The following is a 22830-nucleotide window of genomic DNA, read 5'->3' on the forward strand; positions in this document are numbered from 1 at the left end:
GATGCACATGATCTTTACAGCCCATGTGGAGGATCATGAATCGGTTGTGTTGCCTTTTCAAGGCTTTGACAGATTGAAATTTGGTATGTCATGACAGGTGGCGGCGTGTGACCGCTCACCCACGCCGGAGGCGGCGCGGGCGGGCGGATCCGGCGGCGCGGGGACAGGGGTCCGCCGGAGCGCGAAGGGGAGAAGGCGCCGAAGGGGCGGCCGGGCGGTGGCCTTACTCGCCGCGGTAGACGGCCGGGCGCTTCTCCTTGAAGGCGCGGGAGCCCTCCTTGGCGTCCTCGGAGCCGATCACCGGCCAGCCGATGCCGTCGGAGACCTTCAGCGCCTCGGCCTCGGGCAGGCCCAGGGTCTCGCGGTAGGTGCGCAGGATGGCCTGGACGGCCAGTGGCCCGCACTCGGCGATCTGGGCGGCGATCTCCAGGGCGGTCGCGAGGGCCTGGCCGTCCGGGACGACCCGGTTGACCAGGCCCATGGCCAGCGCCTCCTGCGCGGTGACGGACCGGCCGGTCAGCAGGAGGTCCATCGCGAAGGCGTAGGGGATCTGGCGGGGAAGCCGGATGGCCGAGCCGCCCATCGGGAAGAGGGCGCGGCGCGCCTCGAACAGTCCGAGGGTGGCCGACTCGGCGACCACGCGCAGGTCGGTGCCGACGAGCAGCTCGGTGCCCCCGGCCACGGCATAGCCCTCCACCGCACAGACGATCGGCTTGCTCGGCAGCGTGTCCGGGTCGCGCAGCAGCCCCTTCCAGTGGAAGTCCGGGATCTCCGCGGCCCGCTGCCTGACCCGGGGGTCGGCGGACGGGCTGCCCATGGCCTTCAGGTCGGCGCCCGCGCAGAAGGTGCCGTCCGCGCCGGTCAGCACGGCGACCCGGACCCCGGGCTCGTCGGAGACGTAGGCCCACGCCTCGGCCAGGCCGACCAGCATGTCCGTGGAGAGGGCGTTCTTCGCCTCGGGCCGGTCCATGGTGACGACGACGACGTGCCCGTCACGCTCGATCCGGCAGTGCGGCGTGCTGATCGGCAGCAGTTCCACGGACGACCTCCGCTGTTTTAGACAAGCGCTTGTTAGGTCATCCTAGATCCGCTACGGCTCACGCCGCCAGATGGGCGTAGACGATGACGTTGTCCTCGTAGTGGCCGGTCGCCCGGTCGAAGGCCCCGCCGCAGGTGACCAGCCGCAGCTCGGGCGCGCCGGTCTCGCCGTACACCTTGGCGGTGGGGAACTCGTCCTTGTCCACCCGCTCCAGCCCGTCCACCGTGAAGACGGCGACCTTGCCGTCCTCGCGCTTGACCTTGATGGTGTCACCCCGCTTCAGGGTGTGCACCCGGGAGAAGACCGCGGGCTTGCCGTAGGCGTCCACGTGCCCGAGGAGCACGGCCGGGCCCTTCTCGCCCGGGGTGGGGCGGTGCCGGTACCAGCCGACGAGGCCGGGCCGCCCCAGCGACGGGACCTCGACGGTCTGGTCGGCGTTCAGGCCCACGGGGTCGATCGGCGCGCCCTTCACCCCGATCGCCGGGATGTCCAGGCGGACGGGCTCCGACTCCGTCATCGCCTTGGCGGGGACGACCGCGAAGGAGGGCTTTCCCGACTGCCGGGAGGCGGTCTCGGAGGCGGGCGGGGTGCCGCCGGAGGCGGGCCCGTCCGAGAGCGCGGATCCGGCGGCGAGGACGCCGCAGAAGATGGCCAGGGCCGCTCCTGCGGTGGCGGCGATGCGGCTCATGGATGCGGTGCGGGACAAGGCCGGGTCAGCTCTCCTGGCCGCGGCGGCGGCCGTACAGCGCCAGGCCGGATCCACCGGCGACCAGGGTGCCGCCGAGGGTGAGGGCCCCGGAGCCGGCGGGGCTCTCGGCGAGGCCGCCGCCGGTCTGCGCGCCGCCCCGCGGGGTGAAGTCGCCGCTGGGCCGGACCGGGGCCTTGACCGTCAGCAGGGCCGCGGCCTTCTGGCCGGTGGGGAGCTTGGCGGTGAACCAGTAGGCGCCCTCCGAGGTGCTGGAGGGGACGTGCAGCCGCCGGGCGCCCACACCGTCCCGGCCGATCTTGACCGTGAACGGCTCGCCGGCCGGGTCGAAGACGGTGACCCGGGTGCCCGGCGCCACGAACCTGGTCGAGACGACGGCGGTGAAGTGGCCGCCGGCCACGACGGTGTGCGGGTGCAGCGCCAGGGAGAGCCTGGCCGCCGGAGCAGGACGCGGCGCCGCGACGACGGTCAGCTTGGCGGAGTCGCCCGGGCCGCCGGGCAGGTAGGCCACGACCTTGTAGGTGCCGGGGTCGGTGTCCCCCGGAACGGTCAGCAGGACCCGTCCGGTGCCCCAGCGGTCGAGCCGGACGCGGTAGTGCCTGCCGCCCGGGTCCTCGACGGTGACCACGGCGCCGGGCTCCACGTGCCTGGTCGTGATGCCGGCGTAGTAGCTCTGCCCGGGCCGGATCTTGCGCGGCTCCAGCTCCAGGTTCAGGCTGCTGACCGGAACGGGCTTGACGACGGGCCTGGCCTTGACGAACAGGCGGGTCTGCGCGGTGCCGACGACCTTCCCGCCGAGCAGGATCTCGGCGGTGACCGGGTACTCGCCGGGCTTGAGGTCGTCCCAGGTCGAGGCCGTGCCGGTGGCCTTCCCGCCAGCCAGCGCGACGGTGTGCACGCGGGAGAAGGCCGGGGAGCTGATCCGGGCACCGGTGGCGCGCCGGTCGGCGACGACCTTGTAGCCGACCTTCTCGCCGGAGTGGGCGGCGCCCGAGGTCACGGCGACGGAGGGGGCGGCGAACGGCGCCTCCTCGACGGGCTTGGCGGTGATGGTCAGGGAGGTCTCGGCCGAGCCGAGGAACTTCCCGCCGAGGAAGACCTCGGCGGTGACCGGGTACTCGCCGGGCTTGAGGTCGTCCCAGGTCGAGGCCGTGCCGATGGCCTTCCCGCCGGCCAGTACGACGGTGTGCACGCCGGAGAAGGCCGGGGAGCTGATCCGGGCGGAGGTGGCGCGGGTCTCGTGGGCGATGACCTTGTAGCCGACCTTCTCGCCGGCGTGGACGGCGTTCGAGGCGAGATCGAAGAACCGCACCCCCTTGAGCGGAGCCTCCTCGTCCGCCTCGGCTTCCGGCTTGGGCGCCGGCTTGAGCTCGGGCTCTGCTTCCGCCTCGGCTTCCGGCTTGGGCTCGGGCTCGGGCTCTGCTTCCGCCTCGGCTTCCGGCTTGGGCTCGGGCTCGGGCTCTGCTTCCGCCTCGGCTTCCGGCTTGGGCGCCGGCTTGAGCTCGGCCTCGGGCTCGGCCAGGGTGTCGGCCGGGGTCTCGGACTCCGCCCCGGAGTCAGGCGCACCGCCGTCGTTCTGGACCTCGGGCGCGGTGGCGGCGAACTCGGTCACCGTCTCCTCGGCGCCGTCGGCGAGCGCCGGGGAGGCGGTCAGTACGGCGAGGCCGAGAGCGCCCGCGGCGGCCAGGGACTTGGTGAAACGCATGATCTTCCCCCAGAGAGGAGACGGCGGAGGGCCAACATGAGCCCGTCTCGGGAACGCCGTCTCGCGTAGCAATCCTGACTTAGCAAAGCGGTGGTTTAGGACATTTAGCTACATTCGTGACGAAACTTGACTTTTTTCTTACTTTTCATGCGCTATGCGTAACGATCACGATGCCGGTGGTGATGGGAAGGTAAAGCCGCTACCTGTGATTCCTTCTGTAATCAAGCGCTTGCTCGGTGACGCTCCCGGGGGTTACTCTGCCCCTGCGAACGAGAACACGTTCCCGTTCGCCACCTTCCGCGCTGCCGGAGTCCTGTCGCGTTCCGAGGGGCATGCCTCACTCCGGCGGTCCGGACCCTTTCGAGTCGAAGGGATCTCCGATGGGCACGCTCGGCTTCTGGCGGCTGGCAAAGGCGGATCCGGACTGGATCGCCGCCGTGGACCCGGACGGCACCGAGCACCGCGCCGGTGACCTGCTCGCGCGGGCCAACCGTCTCGTGCACGGTCTGCGCGGGCTCGGCCTCGAACCCGGTGACGGCATCAGCGGCCTGGTCCCCAACGGCGCCGACGGGCTCGTGCTCTACCTCGCCGCGCTGCAGGCCGGGTGGTACTACACGCCGATCAACTGGCATCTCACCGGCCCCGAGATCGGCTACATCGTCGCCGACAGCGAGTCCCGGGCGTTCTTCCTGGACGAGCGCCACGCCGAGGAAGGGCTGCGCGGCGTCGCAGAGTCGGGCATCTCCGCCGACCGCGTCTTCGCGTTCGGCCGGGTCGAGGGGGTTCGCCCCGTCTCGGAGCTGACCGACGGTCAGCCGGACACCACGCCGGCGGACCGCACGGCCGGCGCCACCATGCACTACACCTCCGGCACCACCGGCAGGCCCAAGGGCGTGCGCCGCCCGCTCAACGGCCTGGACCCCGACGACGCGGCCGAGCTGATGACGTTCCTGCTGGCCATGTTCGGCATCACCCCCGGCAAGGACAACGCCCACCTGGTCACCTCGCCCAACTACCACACCGCGGTCACCCAGTTCGGCGGTACGGCGCTGCACATGGGCCACACCCTCGTCTACATGGACCGGTGGGACGCCGAGGAACTGCTCCGGCTCTGCGAGAAGTACCGCGTCACCAACTCCCACATGGTCCCCACCCACTTCAAGCGCCTGCTCGCCCTCCCCGACGACGTCAAGCGCAAATACGACCTCTCCTCGCTCAAGTGGATGATCCACGCCGCCGCGCCCTGCCCGGTCCCGGTCAAGTGGGCGATGCTCGAGTGGTGGGGCGACTGCATCTACGAGTACTACGCGGCGACCGAGGGCGGCGGCACTCTCGCCACCCCCGAGGGCTGGAAGAAGCACCCCGGCACCGTCGGCACCGCCTGGCCGATCAGCGAGCTGCTCATCGTGGACGACGACCTGGAGCCGGTCCCGACCGGCACCCCCGGCACGATCTACATGAAGATGGCGGGCGTCAGCTTCGAGTACAAGGGCGACAGGGCGAAGACCGAGGCCAACCGGCTCAAGGACCACTTCACCGTCGGCGACATCGGCTACCTCGACGAGGAGGGCTTCCTCTTCCTCTGCGACCGCAAGGCCGACATGATCATCTCGGGTGGCGCCAACATCTACCCGGCCGAGATAGAGAACGAGCTGATGGTCCACCCGAAGGTCGCCGACGTGGCCGTGTTCGGCATCCCGGACGAGGAGTGGGGCGAGCAGATCAAGGCCGTGGTCGAACCCGCCGCCGGATCGATCCCGTCCCCCGAGCTGGCCGAGGAGATCCTCGGCTCGCTCAAGGGCCGCCTGGCGAAGATGAAGTGGCCGCGGTCCATCGACTTCATCACGGAGATGCCGCGCGAGCCCAACGGCAAGCTCCTCAAACGCAAGCTGCGCGACCCGTACTGGGAGGGGCATGACCGTGCCATCTGACGCACCATCGGATGTGACCGCCGCACCGCAGGAGCGGGCCGGGGACCTGGTCGCCGAGCACGTCCTGGAGTTCCCCGGCGGCTACACCCGCACGACCGGTCCGGTGATCGGGCGCTTCCTCACCGAGCTGCGGGACGGGCGCATCGTCGGGGTCCGCACGGCCGACGGCCGTACGCTCGTCCCCCCGCTGGAGTACGACCCGGAGACCGGAGAGGCGGTCACCGGCGAGTTCGCCGAGGTCGGCCCGGCAGGGACGGTCGAGAGCTGGTCCTGGGTGGGCGAGCCCCGCCGGGCCCACCCGCTGGACCGGCCGTTCGCCTGGGCGCTGATCCGGTTGGACGGCGCGGACACCTCGCTGCTGCACGCCGTGGACGCGGGCGACGCCCGCGCCATGCGCCCGGGCCTGCGCGTCCGCCCCCGCTGGAAGACCGAGCGCACCGGGCACATCACCGACATCGAGAGCTTCGTCCCCGAGGTCACCAGGATCGTGTCCCCGGTCCGCTCCACGTACCGCGTCAAGCCCGGCAAGGCGCTCGCCCGCTTCCTCGACGGCGTCGCGCGCGGGGTGTTCCTCGGCTGCCGGTGCGGCTCCTGCGGCAAGGTCTACGTGCCCTACCGCCTGTCGTGCCCCGAGTGCGGCGTCGCGGTCACCGAGGAGGTCGAGCTTCCGGACACCGGGACGATCACCACTTTCGCGATCAACAACCTCCCCGACCCGCGCGCCCCCCAGGTGCCGTTCGTCTCTGCCTACATCCTCCTCGACGGCTCGGACATCCCGATGATCGCCCTGGTCGGAGACATCCCGGCGCACGAGGTGCGGCAGGGCATGCGGGTGCGGGCGGTCTGGGTCCCCGAGGAGGAGCGGACCGCGTCCATGTCCAACGTCAAGTGGTTCGCCCCCACGGGCGAGCCGGACGCCGAGCTGTAGGAGCAGCGGATGCGAGACGTGGCCATCGTGGCCTTCGCCCAGACCCGGCACAGTGCGGTCGACGAGGGGCTCGGCGAGTCCGAGCTGATCCTGCCGGTGCTCGACGAGGTGAGGGAGCGTTCGGGCCTGCGCACGTTCGGCTTCACCTGCTCGGGGAGTTGCGACTACCTCGCCGGAGCGCCGTTCTCGTTCGTCTCCGCGCTCGACGCGCTCGGCGCCTGGCCGCCGATCTCCGAGAGCCACGTGGAGATGGACGCCGCCTGGGCGCTGTACGAGGCGTGGGTGCGGCTCCAGCACGGCGACGTCGACACGGCCCTGGTCTACGGCTTCGGCAAGTCCTCCCAGGGGGAGCTGCGGGAGATCATGACCCTCCAGCTCGACCCCTACTACCTGGCGCCGCTCGGCCTGGACCAGGTCTCCTACGCCGCCCTGCAGGCCTCGGCGAGCGGGGCGGACCGGGCCGAGCTGGACGAGATCGTACGGCGCAGCCGTGCCGCCGGCCGGGACAATCCCTACGCCCTCGACCTGCCGGACCCCTCGGGCGACGCCTTCGAGGTCGAGCCGCTGAGGCCGTACGACATCGCCCCGCTCACCGACGGCGCCGCCGCGGTGGTGCTGGCCGCCGGGGACCGGGCGAGGGAGCTGTGCGAGCGCCCCGCCTGGATCACCGGCATCGCCCACCGCATAGACCCCCACTATCTGGGAATGAGAGACCTCGCCCGGTCGGCCTCCGCCGCCGCAGCCGCACGTGCGGCGGGGGCCGGCAAGGGTCATGTCGATGTGGCCGAGCTGCACGCGCAGTTCAGCCACGAGGAGCCCATCCTCCGCGAGGCGCTGGAACTGCCCGCCTCCACCGTGGTCAACCCGAGCGGCGGCCCGCTGGCCGCCAACCCCGTCATGGCCACGGGTCTCATCCGGATCGGTGAGGCGGCCCGGCGGATCCTCGACGGCGGCGCGAGCCGTACGGTCGGGCACGCCGCCAGCGGCCCCTGCCTGCAGCACAACCTCGTGACCGTGATGGAGGCGTGATGGGGGCGGAGCGAACCCGATCGAGTGAGCGCAGCGGCCTGCGAGGGATGAGCGGTCCGCGGAGTGAACGAGGAGTGGTGAGCGACCATGGGGCGGAGCGAACCCGATCGAGTGAGCGCAGCGGCCTGCGAGGGATGAGCGGTCCGCGGAGTGAACGAGGAGTGGTGAGCGACCATGGGGCGGAGCGAACCCGATCGAGTGAGCGCAGCGGCCTGCGAGGGATGAGCGGTCCGCGGAGTGAACGAGGAGTGGTGAGCGACCATGGGGCGGAGCGAACCCGATCGAGTGAGCGCAGCGGCCTGCGAGGGATGAGCGGTCCGCGGAGTGAACGAGGAGTGGTGAGCGACCATGGGTAGGGCCTGTGCGGTGATCGGGATCGGGCAGACGCACTACACGACCAAGCGCCGGGACGTCTCCATCGCCGGCCTGGTCCGCGAGGCGGCGGCCCGGGCGCTGGAGGACGCCGGGCTGACCTGGAAGGACATCGACGCCGTCGTCATCGGCAAGGCTCCCGACCTGTTCGAGGGCGTGATGATGCCGGAGGCGTACCTGGCCGACGCGCTCGGCGCCGCGGGCAAGCCGATGATGCGCGTGCACACCGCGGGCTCGGTCGGCGGCTCCACCGCGCTCGTCGGGGCCTCGCTGGTCCAGGGCGGCGTGCATGACCGGGTGCTGGTGGTCGCCTTCGAGAAGCAGTCGGAGTCCAACGCCACCTGGGCCCTGTCCACGCACCTGCCGTTCAGCGCCTCGCTGGTGGTCGGCGCGGGCGGCTACTTCGCCCCGCACATCCGCGAGTACATGCGCAGGTCCGGGGCTCCGGACCACATCGGCACGCTGGTGGCGGTCAAGGACCGGCTCAACGCGTTGAAGAACCCCTACGCCCACCTGCGCATCCCCGGCATCAGCCGGGAGATGGTCGAGTCGACCCCGATGCTGTGGGAGCCGATCCGCTACCTGGAGACCTGCCCGTCCAGCGACGGCGCGTGCGCGATGGTCCTGTCGTCGGAGAAGGCGGTCACCGGGACCCCGGCCTGGGTGCTCGGTACGGCGATGCGCTCCGAGCCGATCTTCCGGGCAGGGCGCGACACGGTGAACCCGCAGGGCGGCAAGGACTGCGCGGCGGACGTCTACCGGCAGGCCGGGATCACCGACCCGCGCCGTGAGATCGACGTGGCCGAGGTCTACGTGCCGTTCTCCTGGTACGAGCCGATGTGGCTGGAGAACCTCGGCTTCGCCGCCGAGGGGGAGGGCTGGAAGCTCACCGAGTCCGGGGCCACCGAGCTGGACGGGGACATCCCGTGGAACGCCTCCGGCGGCGTGCTGTCGAGCAACCCGATCGGCGCGTCCGGGCTGATCAGGTTCGCCGAGGCGGCGCTCCAGGTCCGCGGGATGGCGGGCGAGCACCAGGTGGACGGGGCACGGCGGGCCCTCGGTCACGCCTACGGGGGAGGCGCGCAGTTCTTCGCGATGTGGATGGTCGGCAGCGACAAACCATAAGGTCGTTCGAGACAGGAGTCCCCCCGATGGAGTTCAACCACGCAGATCTGTTCGAAGGGCTCGCGGACGCGATCGGGGACCGCGTCGCCGTCGTCTGCGGCGATCGCCGCCTGACGTACGCCGAACTGGACGCGCACGCCAACCGGCTCGCGCACCACCTGGCGGCCAACGGGATCGGGCCTGGCTCGCACGTGGGCATCCACCTCTACAACGGCGTGGAGTACATCGCCGGGATGCTGGCGGCGCTGAAGCTGCGGGCCGTGCCGGTCAACGTCAACTACCGCTACGTCGAGGCCGAGCTGCTCTATCTCTACCAGGACTCCGACATCGAGGCCCTGCTGTTCGACGTGGAGTTCGGCGACCGGGTGGCGGCGGTCGCTCCGCAGGCCCCCACGCTGCGGCACCTGATCGCGGTGGGCGGCCCGTCGGAGGTCGCGGGGGCGGTGCCGTACGAGGAGGCGCTGGCCGCCCGGCCGGAGACGCGCGGGTTCCCCGAGCGCTCGGGCGACGACCTCTACATCATCTACACCGGCGGCACCACCGGCATGCCCAAGGGCGTGATGTGGCGGACCGAGGACCTGTTCTTCGCCTTCGGCGGCGGGAACCCGTACGGCGACCCGCTTCCGAGTCCCGAGGCGGTCGTCGAGCAGGCGCGGAACTCCGGACCTCTGATCATGCTGGCGGCGGCCCCGCTGATGCACGGCGCGTCCCAGATGAGCACCTTCATCACCTGGTGGATGGGGGGCACCATGGTCTACGTCCGCAAGTTCGGCGCGGCCGAGGTACTGCGGGCGATCGAGCGGGAGAAGGTCTTCACGATCAACGTCATCGGCGACGCGATGGCCCGCCCGATCGCCGAGGAGCTGGCCGCCGGTTCCTACGACGTCTCGTCGCTGGGGATCCTCAGCTCCGCCGGGGCGATCCTGACCGGCGCGGTCCGCGACCGGCTCCAGGAGCTGCTGCCGAACACGATGATCCTGGACAACTTCGGCTCCACCGAGTCCGGTTACACCGCCTCCGCCGTCCCCGGCTCCACACCGGAGTCAGGGTCGCGTTTCCAGCCCAACGCGGTTTCCGGGCTGGTGGTGCTCAACGAGGTCCTGGAGCAGGTCAAACCCGGATCCGGGGAGGTGGGCACGGTCGCCAAGAGCGGCCGGATCCCGCTGGGCTACTACAAGGACGAGGGCAAGACCCGGCGCACCTTCGTGACGGACGCGGCCGGGACCCGCTGGCTGCTCACCGGCGACATGGCCACGGTGGAGGAGGACGGCGCGATCGCGGTCCTCGGCCGCGGCGCGGCCTGCATCAACACCGGCGGCGAGAAGGTCTTCCCGGAGGAGGTGGAGGCGGTCCTCAAGGGCCACCCGGCGGTCTTCGACGCGGTCGTCACAGGCGTGCCCGACGAGCGCTGGGGCAGCAAGGTCGCCGCCGTGATCGAGCCGCGCCCCGGGACGGCTCCGTCGCCGGAGGAACTGAAGGCGCACTGCCGTACGAGGCTCTCCGGCTACAAGATCCCCCGGGCCTTCGCCTTCGTCGACGAGATGGTCCGCTCCCCGGCGGGCAAGGCCGACTACCGCTGGGCACGCGAGACCGTCCAGGCCGCCGAGGCCTGACCGCCTGTGCGGCTTCGCCGGTCCGCGCGCGGGCGTCCGGCGGAGCCGCAGGACTATGGCGTCCCGTTATGGCCGCCGGCGGGTGGTAGCCCTTACGGTCTGCGGAGTGGAAGAAGGTAAGGAAAGCGCTTACCTTATGGGTGGCACACCCAGCGAAGAAAGGCTCTCCGTTGATCCGTTCATACGACCCCCGAACCGGCGAGTCCAGCGGCGCCCCCTTCGCCCCGGTTTCGGAAGCGGAGGTGGACGCCGTCGTCCGCGCCGCCCACGCCGCGGGCCGGGCCTGGCGGGCGCTGCCCGCCACCGAACGCGCCCGGGAGTTCTCCGGCGCGGAGGACGTCACGCGGGCGCAGGCACTGGAGGCCGTGGCCGACGCGCTGGAGAAGAACGCCGAGGAGCTCTGGCGGGCCGCCGACGCCGAGACGGCCCTGGGCGAGGTACGGCTGCGCGGGGAGATCGCCCGCGCCGCGGGGCAGTTCCGGCTCTTCGCCGGGGTGCTCCGCGACGGCGCCCACCTCGAAGCCGTGATCGACCACGCGAGCGCCGAACCCCCGATCCCGGACCTGCGCCGGATGAACCATCCGCTCCCCGGCGTGGCCGGCGTCTTCGCGGCGAGCAACTTCCCCTTCGCCTTCTCGGTCGCGGGCGGCGACGTCGCCTCGGCGCTGGCCGCCGGGTGCGCCGTGGTGGTCAAGGCCCATGACGGACACCCGCGCACCTCGGAGCTGTCGGCGGAGGTCATCCGGGGCGCCCTGCCCGATCCCGCGCTGCTCGGCCTGGTCCACGGCCTGGAGGCCGGCGGCCACCTGGCCCGGCACCCGGCCGTGGCGGCGGTCGGTTTCACCGGTTCCATTCCCGGCGGCAAGGCGATCCAGGCGCTGATCGCCGAGCGTCCCGACCCCGTCCCGTTCTACGGCGAGCTGGGCAGCGTCAACCCGGTGGTCGTGCTCCCCTCGGTCCGCCGCGACGGCCTCGCCCAGGGCTTCGCGGCCTCCCTCACCCTCGGCACCGGCCAGTTCTGCACCAACCCCGGCCTGCTGTTCGTGCCCGACGACGCCGGGCTGCTGGCCTCTCTCGCCGAGGCGGTCGCCGCGACCACCGGCGGGCCGATGCTGACCGGGCGGATCCGGGACGGCTACCTGCACGGCATGGAGCGGCTGTCCACGCTCACTCCGCTGGCCGAGGGCAGGCCCGGCGAGGGCGCCTTCGCCGTGACGCCGAAGGTGTTCACCACCGGCCTCGGCGACTTCGCCGCGGCCCTGCCCGGGGTGGCGGAGGAGTGCTTCGGCCCCGCCTCGATCGTGGTGACCTACCGCGACCCGGCGGAGCTGCCCGCCGTACTGGAGCGGCTGGAGGGCTCGCTCACCGCCACCATCCACGCGACGGACCCGGCCGAGGCGCGGGAGGTCTCCGAGGTGCTGCTCAGGAAGGCGGGGCGGCTGATCTGGAACGGCTGGCCGACCGGCGTCGCCGTGCGCTGGTCCATGCACCACGGCGGTCCCTGGCCCGCCAGCACCGCTCCCGCCCACACCTCGGTCGGCGCCGCCGCCATCCGCCGCTGGCTCACTCCCACGGCCTACCAGGACTGGCCCGCCGAGCTCCTGCCGCCCGAGCTGCGCGACGACAACCCCCTCTCCGTCCCCCGCCGCGTCGACGGAGCCCTCACGCTCCCGCCGCGTGAGGGGGCGTGACGGCGTCCGCACCCGCCTGAGGGGAGGATCCGCTCCGGCCTCCCCCGGGATGGGGACGACGTCGCGCCCGCCCGCTTCCCGGCGGTTCATGAGCGTGCCGCATTTCCGCGAACCTCATTTGCTTCTTATTTTCGTTCTCGACGCGATTGACCGGCTGAAAACCGGTACTTCGTCCACCGGCCCAGTGGTGCAGATGTTAACGATGGTGTAAAGATGTGCCCTGCCATCCCCCCACGAGCCGGCTGGAGAGCGTGAAAACCAACGATGACCGCATCCTGGTCGAGGATCTGTACCAGGAGTTCGGAGCCTCCCTGCTCCGCTACGTGAGAAAGGCCACGGGCAACGACCTGCAATGGGCCGAGGACGTCGTCCAGGAAACACTGCTGCGGGCCTGGCAGAACGCAGGCAAGCTGCGGCGCGAACGTGGCCTGTTGTGGGCCTGGCTGCTGACCGTCGCCCGCCGCATCATCATCGACGACCGCCGCAGGCGCGGGGTCCGGCCGCAGGAGGTCGAGCCTGCCGAGCCCGACGCCGTCTCCACCCCCGACGGATCCGAGCGATCCCTGGAGGCGATGATCGTCTCCGAGGCGTTGCAAGAGCTGTCCCAGGAACATCGGGAGGCGATCGAGCACACTTACCTACGGGACCGTACGATTGGTGAAGCGGCGGAGATCCTCGGGATTCCGCCCGGCACGGTCAAGTCCCGGCTCTACTACGGAATCCGAGCTCTGCGCGGGATCCTGAAGGAGAAAGGTGTCGCGAGCTGATGTCCGCCCCCGCGCACAACGTGCATGAAGACGTGGCGGCATACGCCCTCGGAGTGCTCGACGAAGAAGAGCACCAGGCATTCGAGCAGCATCTCCTCTCGTGTGAGAAGTGTCAGGTCGAGCTGCGGGAACTGAGCGAGGTCCCCGACCTGCTCGATGCGCTGCGAGAGCGCCGCTCCGATGCGCTCAGCGAAGACCGCACATCACACTGAGGGACACTGAGGGCCCGGGCGCCGACGGCCCGCGCCCTCGTCGCCGGCCGTGGAGGACCTCCGGCTGGCAGGCCGCATCGGCCGGCCTGACGCGTCCGCCGTCCGACCGCTGGACGCCGGTCCGGCCCGGCGAGGAGGCGGTGGCCGCCGTGCCGGACCCCGTCGACGCGGCACGGGGGACTGTGCGAGCATTTTCCGGCACGATCATGGTCACCGGCGCCTGACCGCCAGGCGCTCGTCCGGAAACGGGGTCAGCAGATGGCCGGAGAGCACGCCCTTGACGCGGAAGGGCTGGCGGGCCTCCTCGCCGGCGCCGTCGACGTCGAGCCGACGCCCTCGGGCGTCATCCCCCTCAGGCTGTCGAGGCGCAGCCGGGGGCAGGAGCCGACCCACTCCGCCATGTGGGTCGCGTCCGCCGCCGCCGGGGTGCACCTGCGGGCGCTGACCAGCGCCTCCCGGATCACGCTGACGGTCAAGATCACCCGTGCCCTCCCGGAGGGAGCCGACTCCCGCGAGCACCCGGCCGGGTTCGCCGCGGTCGCCGGCGGCGAGGCCGTCTGCCGCGCCGACGTGGACGAGGGGGACGTCGTCCGGCTGGTGGACGACCGGATCCAGATCGAGCCCGGGGAGGTGTCGGCCGTACGGTTCGACCTCGGGCGACCGGAGGGCGGTCAGGCGCGCACGGTCGAGGTCTGGCTGCCGCACACCGCCCAGGTCGAGCTCCACGGCGCCATCTCAGACGCCCCGCTCTCCCCGGCGCCCTCGACGGCCGTCCGCTGGCTCCACTACGGCAGCTCGATCAGCCACTGCCTGGAGGCGGACGGCCCGCTCGGCCCGTGGCCCCAGACCGCCGCCCGGAGCCTGGGCGTCCGGCTGACCAGCATGGGGCTGGCCGGCAACGCCATGCTCGACCCCTTCGCCGCCCGGACCATCAGGGACGTCGAAGCCGACGTCATCTCCCTCAAGGTCGGCATCAACATCGTCAACGCCGACAGCATGCGCGCGCGCACCTTCATGCCCGCCGTCCACGGATTCCTCGACACCATCAGGGACGGCCATCCGTCCACCCCGATCATCCTCATCTCGGCCGTCGCCTGCCCCATCCACGAGGACACCCCCGGGCCGACGGTCCACGACGGGACCCGTTTCCGCGCGGCGCGGCGGAGCCTCGACCTCGACACCGGCGCACTCACCCTCGGCATGACCCGCCGCCTGCTGGAGCAGGTCGCCGCCGAACGCGCGGCGGCGGACCCCCACCTGTACTTCGTCGACGGCCTGGAACTGCTCGGGCCGTCGGACGCCGACCGGCTCTACGACGACCTGCACCCCGACCAGAAGGGCTACGACCTGATGGCCGGACGATTCACGGCCCTCGTCCGCGAGCGGGCGGACCTGGCTGCGGCCTTCCGTCTGTGACGGCTCCGCCTTCCCCGGCACCGGGCGCGGCACCTCCCCGGTCGGGCGGCCGGGTTCGAATGGAACGGTGTCGTGCGGGAAGGGGGTCTGCGACGGCGCCGTCCGGGTCCGGACGGCGGACGGGAGGGGGAGGCGAGATGCCGGCACGGGGCGAGCCCTCGGTCGCGGCCTCGGGAGAGTGGATCGACGACGACGGCACGCGAATGCCCGCCGGTGAGGTGCACGCCTGGCGCCCGGGGACGAACCAGACGTTGTGCGGCCTGGCGTTGAGCCGGTCGCGGCTGCGCCGGTTCCACCATGTGGCGTGGACGGACGCGTTCCCGGAGTCGGGCGGGGCGGCGGACGAGGTGCGCCTGGTCTGCCCGAAGTGCCAGGGGGCGACCGGCCGCTCCAGCCGAGGCTGGAGCAAGGGCTGGACAAGGACGTCCCCGCGCCCCTGACCTCCGGATCGGCGGTGGTGCGGCCGGCCGGGCGGGACGCCGCTCCTCAGGCCTTGGCGAGGCTGTTCTCGCCGGTGAGCGCGGCGGTGGCGCCCAGGCCGAGGTAGACGACGCCGCTGGTGACGTCCAGCCGGCGGCGGGCGCGGGCGGAGTGGCGCAGGCGGCCGGCCAGGGCGGAGGCGAGCAGGGCGAAGGCGCCGTCGCTGGCCAGGCCGAGGATGATCCAGATCGCGCCCAGCAGAACGATCTGCGGGGCGATCGGACCGGCGTCCGGGTCGGCGAACTGGGGGAGGAAGGCGAGGAAGAAGATCGCGGTCTTCGGGTTGAGCACGTTCACCACGAAGCCCTCCCAGAACATCCGGGTACGGCTGGCGACCGGCGGCTCGGCGGCCTCGGCGCCGTTCCGGCCGTTCATCAGCTTGCGGACGCCCAGCCAGACCAGGTAGGCCGCGCCGAGGTACTTGACGATCGTGAAAGCGGTCGCCGAGGCGGCGAGCAGGGCGCTGATGCCGAGCGCGGCGGCGGCCACGTGGACCACGGAGCCGAGGTGGATGCCGAGCACCGAGACGATCCCCGCGCTCCTGCCCTGGGCGACGCTGCGGGTCACGATGTAGATGACCGCGGGGCCCGGCACGAGCAGCAGGGCGAGGGTCGCGGCGGTGAAGAGGGCGAGGGCGGCGAGATCCGGCATACCAGGATCGTAGGCGCGGCCGTTCCCTGATCACCTCAGGTTTTCCGGCTCGCGGGCGGCGGGGCGAACCGGATCAGGTCACCGCCGCCAGGGCGGCGAGCAGGGCGGTGGTGGCGGGCGGGTCGGGGGGCTCGCCGTAGGTGGCGGCGTAGACGTGGCGGGTCGAGCCGGGGATCTCGGCCGTGCCGACGGCGGGGTGGCGGTGGGCCTGCAGTGCCAGGCCGGGCAGCGCGGTCACCCCCATCCCCGCGGCGACCAGGGCCTGGACCGCCACGATGTCGTCGCTGGTGAAGGAGATCTCCGGCTCGAAGCCGCGCTGCGCGCACAGGTCGAGCAGGTGGCTCCGGCAGCGGTCGCAACCGGCGATCCACCGGGTGTCGCGGTGGGCGAGCAGGATGTCGCCGGGCTTTCCGGGGGAGGGGACACCGGCCGGCTCGCCCGAGCCGTGGAGTGCGCCCGGCCCTCCGGGCGCCGGGGTGCCGCCGGGCGGGGGCCCGGTGGTGACCAGGTAGCTGGGGTCGTCCAGCAGGTGGATCAGGCGGATGCCGTCGCCCTCCGGGGCCGTGTCGTCGTAGCGGAAGATGACCGCCGCGTCCACGTAGCCCGCCCGGAGCATGCGCAGGGCCTCGGGCGGCTCGGTCTCGGTCAGGCCCAGCTCCAGGCCGGGATGCTCGCGGGCGAGCCGCGCCGCGGCCCCCGGCACGAACGTGCCCAGCGCCGAGGGGAAGGCGGCCAGCCGTACCCGGCCCGCACGCAGGCCCACGTGGGCGGAGAGCTCGGCCGCGGCGGAGTCGACGCGGCCGACGATCTCGGTGGCCCGCTCGGCCAGCAGCCGCCCCGCCTCGGTCAGCCGGATGCCCCGGCCCGCCCGCTGGACGAGCTTGGTCCCGACCTCGGCCTCCAGCTTGGCCAGGTGGTGGCTGACCGAGGGCTGCGAGTAGTGCAGTTCCCTGGCGGCCCTGGTCACGGAGCCGTGCCGGGCCACGGCGGCGAGCACGCGAAGCCGCACGATGTCGAGCATGTATCAACATTATCTATCGATCAGCGGAAGGATAGGCATTAGACCTTATGTATTGATCGGGCGCACGCTTGAGGTATGGGAATCATGACGCTCGCCCGCCCCGGTCTGGCAGAACTCGTCGCGGGGATCCGGGAGGTCGCGTACCGGCCGGCCGAGCCGCGTGCCACGGCCTTCGCCGTCGCGGAAACGCTGCGTGAGAGGCTGCCCGCGCCCGAGATCCTGACCGCCGAGGAGCAGGCCGGCAGTCCGGATACCTACATCAGGCACACCCTCCACACCGAAGCGGGCTTCTCGGTCATCGCGGTCGTCTGGCGGCCCGGCCAGCGGACCCGGCCCCACGACCACATCGCCTGGTGCGTCTTCGGCGTGCTGCAGGGAATCGAGTACGAGACGCTCTACCGGGACGAGGGGGACCACCTGGTCGAGATCGGCCGGGTCGCCAACCGGACCGGTGACGTCAGCGGCTTCGCCCCGCCCGGGGACATCCACAAGGTGCACAACGTCGGTGACATCACCGCGATCTCCCTGCACGTCTACGGCGCCGACCTCGGCGCCGAGCCGTCGAGCGTCCGCCGCACCTACGACCTGCCGGTCCGCGAGCGGTAGCGGTCCCACCGATCCCTGCCGCGGTGGTGACCTTCCGGCTCCGGGCGCTCATCCGGCGACCCGGCCGTGCAGGAGGTCGACGAGCGTGGCGTGGACCCGCTCGATCGGGCGGTCCGGGTGCAGCGCCCGCCGCTCGATCGCCACGGTCAGCACCATGCCGAACACGGCGGTCGCCGCGGTCTCCACGTCCAGGTCGTCCCGGACCGTGCCCTCGGCCACCGCCCGGCGCAGCACGTCCGCGTAGACGCCGAGCGCGTCCGCGCGCAGCCGGGCCACCGCCTCCTGCCAGGCGGCGTGCCACATCTCGGCGAGCAGCACCCGGGCGAACGCGCCGTACTCCTCGAAGAACCGCAACTGCGCCATGACCACGGAGTCGAGGGCGTCCAGCGCGCTCTCCCCGGTCGCGGCCCCGGACAGGGCCCCGGAGAGGAGGCCGATCCCGTGTTCGAGCAGGCCGCCGAAGAGCGCCTCCTTGGTGCCGAAGTTGTAGAACACCGTGCCCTTGGCCACCCCGGCCCGCTCGGCGATCGCGTCCACCGTGGTCGCGGCGTAACCCTGCTCCGCGATCAGCTCCGCCGCCGCGGCGAACACCTTGAGCCTCGTCCCGGCCCGACGGCCGCTCTCCTTCATGCAGCCAACGGTAGTCACAGCGCCAGTTCGGGGTGGAGCCGCCGCATCGTCCAGGTGCGGCCCTTGTGCACGGCGTAGCCGCTCAGCGTCAGTCCCAGGGCCGTGAACAGCACCAGCACCCCGCCGGCCTGCCAGGCCACGGTCAGGTCGCCGCCGCTGATCAGCCGCCGCAGCGCGCTGACCACCCAGCTCATCGGGAGCCACGGCGAGATCGTCTGGAAGAAGCCCGGTGAGGTCTCGATCGGGTAGGTCCCGGCGGCCGAGGTGAGCTGGAGCATCAGCAGCGCCAGCACCGCGACCCGGCCGGGTGCGCCGAGCAGGGCGTTGACCGCCTGCACGATCGCCACGAACGCCGCCGTGGTCAGCAGCAGCAGCCCGGCCACCCCGGCCCAGTGCGCGGCCTCCAGCCCGAGCCCGAACCTGAGCACCGCCAGCAGCACGCCGACCTGCGCCGCGCCCAGGGCCAGGCCGGGCAGCCACCCGGCCACCGCGATCCGCCAGGCGGAGGCCGTACCGGCCAGGAGGCGGGGATTGAGCGGGCGCAGGACCATGTAGGTCACCATCGCGCCGACCCAGAGCGCCAGCGGGACGAAGAACGGCGCGAACCCGGTGCCGTAGTTGGGCACCTCGTTGACGACCCGGCTGGCCAGCGTGACCGGCTCGCTCATCATGCCGGTACGGCTCTCGCGCTCGTCCCGGCCGTAGTCGGGGATCTCCTGCACCCCGTCGCCGAGCTTCTCACTCAGCTCGCGGGAGCCGTCGGCCAGCTTGCCGAGCCCGTCGGAAAGCCGGTCGAGCCCGTTGTCGAGCTTCCCGGCCCCTTCGCTCAGCCTGCCGACTCCGGTGTCCACCTTCGCGGCTCCGTCGCTCAGCTTGGTGATGCCGCCGTCGAGCTGGGCGAGTCCGCCGGAGAGCCGGGCGGAGCCGTCGCTCAGCTTGGTGATGCCGCCGTCGAGCTGGGCGAGTCCGCCGGAGAGCCGGGCGGAGCCGTCGCCCAATTTGGCGATGCCCGCGGTGAGCTGCGCGTTCGCGGTGGCGGCCGAGCCGAGCCCCTCATGGACCTTGGCCGAGCCGTCGGCCAGCTTGCCGAGTCCTTCGTCGAGCTGGTTGACCTTGTCCCGGGCCTGGTCGAGCATGCGCCCGGCGTCCGGCGCGAGCGCCGCCATGCGGCCCGCGGTCTCCGAGATCCGCCGCGCGTCCTGCTGGAGCTGGGCGAGGGCCGAGCCGTCGCCGCCCGCGGACGCGCTCGCCACCCCGTCCTCGACCTGCCGGGTGGACCGGATGAGCCCTTCGGCGGCGGCGCGCAGGCCGGGATCGACGTCGGGGTCGTTCTCCAGCATGGCGAGCAGCCGCTCCGCCTGCTGGCGGGACTGCCCGGCCTCCTGGCCGAGCCCGGCGGGCAGCCCGCCCACACCCCGGGCGACCAGGTCCGCGCCCTTCTCGACGGCCCGCGCGAGAGCCTGGAGCCGCGCGCCGTTGGCCTCCAGCGCCGGGACGAACTCGTCGGCCAGCTGGTTGAGCCTGGCGGTCTGGGCGTGGACCTGCCGGTACGCCTGGGCGTTGCCGTCGGCGACCTGCCGGGCGCCGTCCTTGAGCGTGACCAGCCCCCTGCCCAGCTTCCGGGAACCGCTTTCGGCGTCTCCGAGCCCCTTGGCCAGTGTCTTCGCGCCGGCCGACAGCTTCCCGGTGGCCGTGTCCGCGTCTCCCAGGCCCTTGGCCAGTGTCTTCGCGCCGGCCGACAGCTTCCCGGTGGCGGTGTCCGCGTCGTTCAGGCCCACGGTGAGCCGGCGGGTGCCGTCCCTGGCCTGGCCGAGGCCGGTGCGCAGGGTGGTCGCGCCCTCGCCCAGCCTGCCGGTGTTGTCACGGGCCTTGAGGTTGCCGTCGTGGAGCTTGTCCGCGCCGTCGGCGGCCTTGGCGGTGGCGTCGTGCAACTCGCCGAAGGAGACGAAGACGCTGTCCCAGTAGTCCTTGATCGCTGTACGGCTCGCGGCCTCCTTGACCTCGGCGAACACCGCGTCGGAGATGGTGCCCATGATGTAGCTGCGGCCGGTGTCCACGGTGACGCCGAGTTCGGCGGGGGTGGGCGTGCCGTCGCTCGACGGTGAGGCGAGCCGGGCGCTGAAGTCGGCGGGGACGGTCAGGGAGAGGTAGAAGCTGCCGTCGTTGACGCCGTCGGCGGCCTCCCGGGCGCTGACCCGGTGCCAGGAGAACACCTCGCGTTCCTGGAGCTCGCGGACCAGATCCCGTCCCGCGTCGATCGTCTTGTCGCCCGCCTTCGCGGGCCGGTCCTCCATGACGAGCGCCACCGGGATGTTCTCCATGTTCCCCTGCGGGTCCCAGAACGACCACAGGTACAGCCCGGCGTAGAGCAGCGGCAGCAGCACCACGCCCGCCAGCGCCGCCCGGGTCAGCCGCGACCGGGTGAACCGCCGCAGCTCCAGCCTTCCCAGCCGCACCGGTCTCATCGCTCCTCCTCCTGCCTCTCCCCGGCCCCTACGGCTGTTGCCGGGGGCCCGTCTCCGCCGCCGTCCGGTCCGGTCCCGTCGGTTTCGGCGTCGCCGTCCGGTTCGGCCCGGTCGGTGTCGTCGTCGCCCGGTCCGGGATCCTCGTCCTGGCGATCCGGTGAGGCCCCCGCCCGCACCGGATCGTCGCGGCCCGCCAGCCAGAGGAGATCCACCGGAACGGCGGGTTCCTCCGGCGCGGACTCCTCTGCCGGCGGCTCCTCCGCGGACGGCCCGTCCGGGACCGTGAGGTGCACCGTCCGCAGCAGCGGGCTCTCCGTGCAGGAGGCGACCACCGTCAGCCCCTGCCCGGCCAGATCGCCCAGGGTCGCCCAGAGCGCGTCCCTCCGGTCGGCGGCCAGACCGGCGTCCACGTTGTCGAGGACCAGCAGCCCGGGCTCGTCGAGCAGGGCCAGCGCGATCCCCAGGCGCACCCGCTGCTCGCGGCCGAGGTCGCGGATCAGCGTCCGGTCCTCGGGGGACAGCTCCAGCCCCGCCCGCTCCATCGCCGCCCCGGCGCGCCGGGCGCTCCCGGCGTTCCAGAACAGTCCTCGCACCCGCTCGTGCACGTGCTCGCGGACGGTCAGCGCCCGCTCCAGGTCGTTGACCCCGTCGATCAGCCCGAGCGCGGCGACCCGCCGGATCGCCCTCGGCCCCGTGTGCCCGGCGACGGTGAGAGTGCCTCCGGTGGGCTTCATCCGGCCGGCCAGCGTGAGCAGCAGGCTGGTCCGCCCGCTGCCCGTCTCCCCGGCCACGGCGACCAGGTCGCCCGGATCCATGTCGAGGTCGACGTCGCGGTAGACCCAGCCGCGCTCGCTCCTCAGGGACAGGTCGCGGGCGTGCAGCGGGACCCCCTCGGGCACCGGGCCTCCTTTGTTTGAACTGACCGGTCAGTACAAAAACTATCACATGGAAAAGCCCCATCCCGGAAGGGATGGGGCCTCGCGCTGCTCCGGGACGTCAGCCGGCGGTCGCGGAGCCGTACTCCTGCAGGAAGAGCGCCTCGGTGAGGATCGTACGGCGGAGCTCCTCGACGACGACCCGCTCGTTGGGCGCGTGGATCGAGGCGGCGTCGTCCTCGGCGCCGAAGAGCAGGATCTCGGCGGCGGGGAACTGCCTGACCAGCGTGGAGACCAGCGGGATCGAGCCGCCGGCGCCGACGTCGCGCGGCGGGCGGCCGTAGGCGCGCTCCATGGCCCGGTTCAGTGCGGAGCGGGCCGAGCCGCCGGTGTCGGACAGGAAGCCCGAGCCGAGCACGTAGTCGGTGAAGCTCACCTTGGCGCCCCACGGGGCGACCTGGTCGAGGAAGTCGACCACCGCCTCGATCGTCGTCTTGGGGTCGCCCGCCGGGGGGACCCGTACCGTGACGCGGGCCCGGGCGACCGGCTGGACCGCGTTGATCGCGCCCGAGACGGTCGGCACGTCGAGGCCGGTGACGGTGATGGCGTAGGAGGCCCAGAGCCGGTCGGCCAGCGAGCCGGAGCCCACCAGCGAGACGCCGTCCAGCACGCCCGCCGTGGCCCGGAACTCCTCCTCGGACGGGCCGGCGCCGAGGAAGGTGCCGCGCGGCAGGCCGGGGACGCGGATGTCGCCGTGGTCGTCGTGCAGGGCGGCCAGCATCCGGATCAGCGCCGCCAGGGCGTCCGGGGCGGCACCGCCGAACGAGCCGCTGTGCAGCGACTCCTCCAGGGTGCGCACCTCGATGGTGAACGCGCCCATGCCGCGCAGCGAGGTGGTGACCGACGGGTCGCCCACGCGCGGGTTGCCGGTGTCGGCGACGATGATCGTGTCGGCCCTGACCAGCTCGGGGTTGCGCTCGACGAACGCCTCCAGGCGCTCCCCGGCGTATTCCTCCTGGCCCTCGATGATGACCTTGACGCCGACCGGGAACCGGCCCTGGAAGGTGCGGAGCGCGGCGACGTGGGAGATGACGCCGGACTTGTCGTCGGCGGCGCCGCGGCCGTAGATCGCGCCGTCGACCTCCGTCGGCTCGAAGGCGGGGGTGCGCCAGAGCGCCGGATCGCCCGCGGGCTGGACGTCGTAGTGCGCGTAGAGCAGCACGGTCGGGGCGCCGGGGGGCGCCGGGGCCTCGGCGTACACGGCCGGGAAGCTCCCCTCCACCGGGATCTGCCGGACGTTCGGGAGCCCGGCGCTGCGCAGCAGCTCCTCGGTGGCCGCGGCGGCCGCGTGCACGGGCTCGTCCGGATGGCCGGGGAAGGCCACGGAAGGGATGGAGACGAGCCGCTTGAGGTCTTCGATCGCCCGGGGCAGACCCGCGGTGACGGCGCCTTCGATCTCGTCAGGAGTCACGACGTTCCCTCGCATCTCAGTATGTGGTCCCGCCTATTGGAGCACAGGCGGTGAGCGGTCGCGTTCACCCCCGGGTGCGGCCGGGCGGTCCCCGTCC

Annotated in this window: 20 protein-coding genes; 11 read left to right on the forward strand and 9 right to left on the reverse strand. The window is 72.4% G+C overall.

Features of this window, described 5'->3' with window-relative positions; translation table 11 throughout:
- Nucleotides 1-223: 223 nt before the first annotated feature.
- The 3 genes from HS041_RS10265 to HS041_RS10275 are packed head-to-tail and all read right to left on the reverse strand — an operon-like array spanning nucleotide 224 to nucleotide 3450.
- Nucleotides 224-1039: a crotonase/enoyl-CoA hydratase family protein gene (locus HS041_RS10265; RefSeq protein WP_196440229.1), complete on the reverse strand. Its 816-nt coding sequence runs from the start codon at nucleotides 1037-1039 to the stop codon at nucleotides 224-226.
- A 58-nt stretch (nucleotides 1040-1097) separates the two neighbouring features.
- Entirely contained in the window at nucleotides 1098-1745 is a 648-nt protein-coding gene (locus HS041_RS10270) for a class F sortase (protein ID WP_230878512.1), read from the reverse strand.
- A gap of 7 nt (nucleotides 1746-1752) precedes the next feature.
- The gene (locus HS041_RS10275; protein WP_196440230.1) at nucleotides 1753-3450 is read right to left on the reverse strand and encodes a hypothetical protein; all 1698 of its coding nucleotides are present in this window, start codon (nucleotides 3448-3450) and stop codon (nucleotides 1753-1755) included.
- Nucleotides 3451-3830: 380 nt separating this feature from the next.
- Between HS041_RS10275 and HS041_RS10280 the strand changes: the two genes are divergently transcribed.
- From HS041_RS10280 to HS041_RS10325, 10 genes are all read left to right on the forward strand, one after another.
- A complete protein-coding gene (locus HS041_RS10280; RefSeq protein WP_196440231.1) occupies nucleotides 3831-5381 on the forward strand; it encodes an acyl-CoA synthetase in 1551 nt (516 codons plus the stop codon).
- Complete coding sequence (locus HS041_RS10285) at nucleotides 5365-6309, forward strand: Zn-ribbon domain-containing OB-fold protein (RefSeq protein ID WP_196440232.1); 945 nt, start codon at nucleotides 5365-5367, stop codon at nucleotides 6307-6309. The genes HS041_RS10280 and HS041_RS10285 overlap by 17 nt, the downstream gene beginning before the upstream one ends.
- A 9-nt stretch (nucleotides 6310-6318) precedes the next feature.
- Entirely contained in the window at nucleotides 6319-7338 is a 1020-nt protein-coding gene (locus tag HS041_RS10290; RefSeq protein ID WP_196440233.1) for a thiolase family protein, read from the forward strand.
- A gap of 348 nt (nucleotides 7339-7686) precedes the next feature.
- On the forward strand, nucleotides 7687-8835 hold the full coding sequence (locus tag HS041_RS10295) for a thiolase family protein (protein WP_196440234.1): 1149 nt from the start codon (nucleotides 7687-7689) through the stop codon (nucleotides 8833-8835).
- Nucleotides 8836-8861: 26 nt separating this feature from the next.
- Entirely contained in the window at nucleotides 8862-10448 is a 1587-nt protein-coding gene (locus HS041_RS10300) for an acyl-CoA synthetase (protein WP_196440235.1), read from the forward strand.
- A gap of 170 nt (nucleotides 10449-10618) precedes the next feature.
- Nucleotides 10619-12139, forward strand: coding sequence for an aldehyde dehydrogenase (NADP(+)) (locus tag HS041_RS10305; protein ID WP_196440236.1), 1521 nt, complete (start codon nucleotides 10619-10621; stop codon nucleotides 12137-12139).
- Between the two features lie 215 nt (nucleotides 12140-12354).
- Complete coding sequence (locus tag HS041_RS10310; RefSeq protein WP_307845228.1) at nucleotides 12355-12906, forward strand: sigma-70 family RNA polymerase sigma factor; 552 nt, start codon at nucleotides 12355-12357, stop codon at nucleotides 12904-12906.
- Nucleotides 12906-13118 carry a zf-HC2 domain-containing protein gene (locus tag HS041_RS10315; RefSeq protein ID WP_196440237.1) on the forward strand — a complete coding sequence of 71 codons (213 nt, stop codon included), beginning with the start codon at nucleotides 12906-12908 and terminating at the stop codon, nucleotides 13116-13118. Before HS041_RS10310 ends, HS041_RS10315 begins: the two co-directional genes overlap by 1 nt.
- Nucleotides 13119-13376: 258 nt before the next feature.
- Nucleotides 13377-14534, forward strand: coding sequence for a GDSL-type esterase/lipase family protein (locus HS041_RS10320; protein WP_196440238.1), 1158 nt, complete (start codon nucleotides 13377-13379; stop codon nucleotides 14532-14534).
- A gap of 137 nt (nucleotides 14535-14671) precedes the next feature.
- Entirely contained in the window at nucleotides 14672-14974 is a 303-nt protein-coding gene (locus HS041_RS10325) for a hypothetical protein (protein ID WP_196440239.1), read from the forward strand.
- A 46-nt stretch (nucleotides 14975-15020) separates the two neighbouring features.
- Here the strand turns inward: HS041_RS10325 and HS041_RS10330 are convergent, their stop codons facing one another.
- Both HS041_RS10330 and HS041_RS10335 read right to left on the reverse strand, forming a co-directional pair.
- Complete coding sequence (locus tag HS041_RS10330; RefSeq protein ID WP_196440240.1) at nucleotides 15021-15665, reverse strand: LysE family translocator; 645 nt, start codon at nucleotides 15663-15665, stop codon at nucleotides 15021-15023.
- Between the two features lie 73 nt (nucleotides 15666-15738).
- The gene (locus HS041_RS10335) at nucleotides 15739-16686 is read right to left on the reverse strand and encodes a LysR family transcriptional regulator (RefSeq protein WP_196440241.1); all 948 of its coding nucleotides are present in this window, start codon (nucleotides 16684-16686) and stop codon (nucleotides 15739-15741) included.
- Between the two features lie 75 nt (nucleotides 16687-16761).
- On the opposite strand from HS041_RS10335, the gene HS041_RS10340 reads away from it, so the two are divergent.
- A complete protein-coding gene (locus tag HS041_RS10340; RefSeq protein WP_230878513.1) occupies nucleotides 16762-17292 on the forward strand; it encodes a cysteine dioxygenase family protein in 531 nt (176 codons plus the stop codon).
- A gap of 48 nt (nucleotides 17293-17340) precedes the next feature.
- Here HS041_RS10340 and HS041_RS10345 read toward each other — a convergent pair whose 3' ends face one another.
- The 4 genes from HS041_RS10345 to HS041_RS10360 all read right to left on the reverse strand — a co-directional run bounded on the left by HS041_RS10345 (nucleotide 17341) and on the right by HS041_RS10360 (nucleotide 22733).
- On the reverse strand, nucleotides 17341-17922 hold the full coding sequence (locus tag HS041_RS10345; RefSeq protein ID WP_196440242.1) for a TetR/AcrR family transcriptional regulator: 582 nt from the start codon (nucleotides 17920-17922) through the stop codon (nucleotides 17341-17343).
- A 14-nt stretch (nucleotides 17923-17936) separates the two neighbouring features.
- Nucleotides 17937-20387, reverse strand: coding sequence for a YhgE/Pip domain-containing protein (locus HS041_RS10350; RefSeq protein WP_196440243.1), 2451 nt, complete (start codon nucleotides 20385-20387; stop codon nucleotides 17937-17939).
- A complete protein-coding gene (locus HS041_RS10355; RefSeq protein WP_196440244.1) occupies nucleotides 20384-21286 on the reverse strand; it encodes an ABC transporter ATP-binding protein in 903 nt (300 codons plus the stop codon). Before HS041_RS10355 ends, HS041_RS10350 begins: the two co-directional genes overlap by 4 nt.
- Before the next feature lie 97 nt (nucleotides 21287-21383).
- Nucleotides 21384-22733: a M20/M25/M40 family metallo-hydrolase gene (locus HS041_RS10360; RefSeq protein ID WP_196440245.1), complete on the reverse strand. Its 1350-nt coding sequence runs from the start codon at nucleotides 22731-22733 to the stop codon at nucleotides 21384-21386.
- Between the last annotated feature and the right edge of the window lie 97 nt (nucleotides 22734-22830).

The sequence above is a fragment of the Planomonospora sp. ID67723 genome, assembly GCF_015711605.1.
Classification (GTDB): Bacteria; Actinomycetota; Actinomycetes; order Streptosporangiales; family Streptosporangiaceae; genus Planomonospora_A.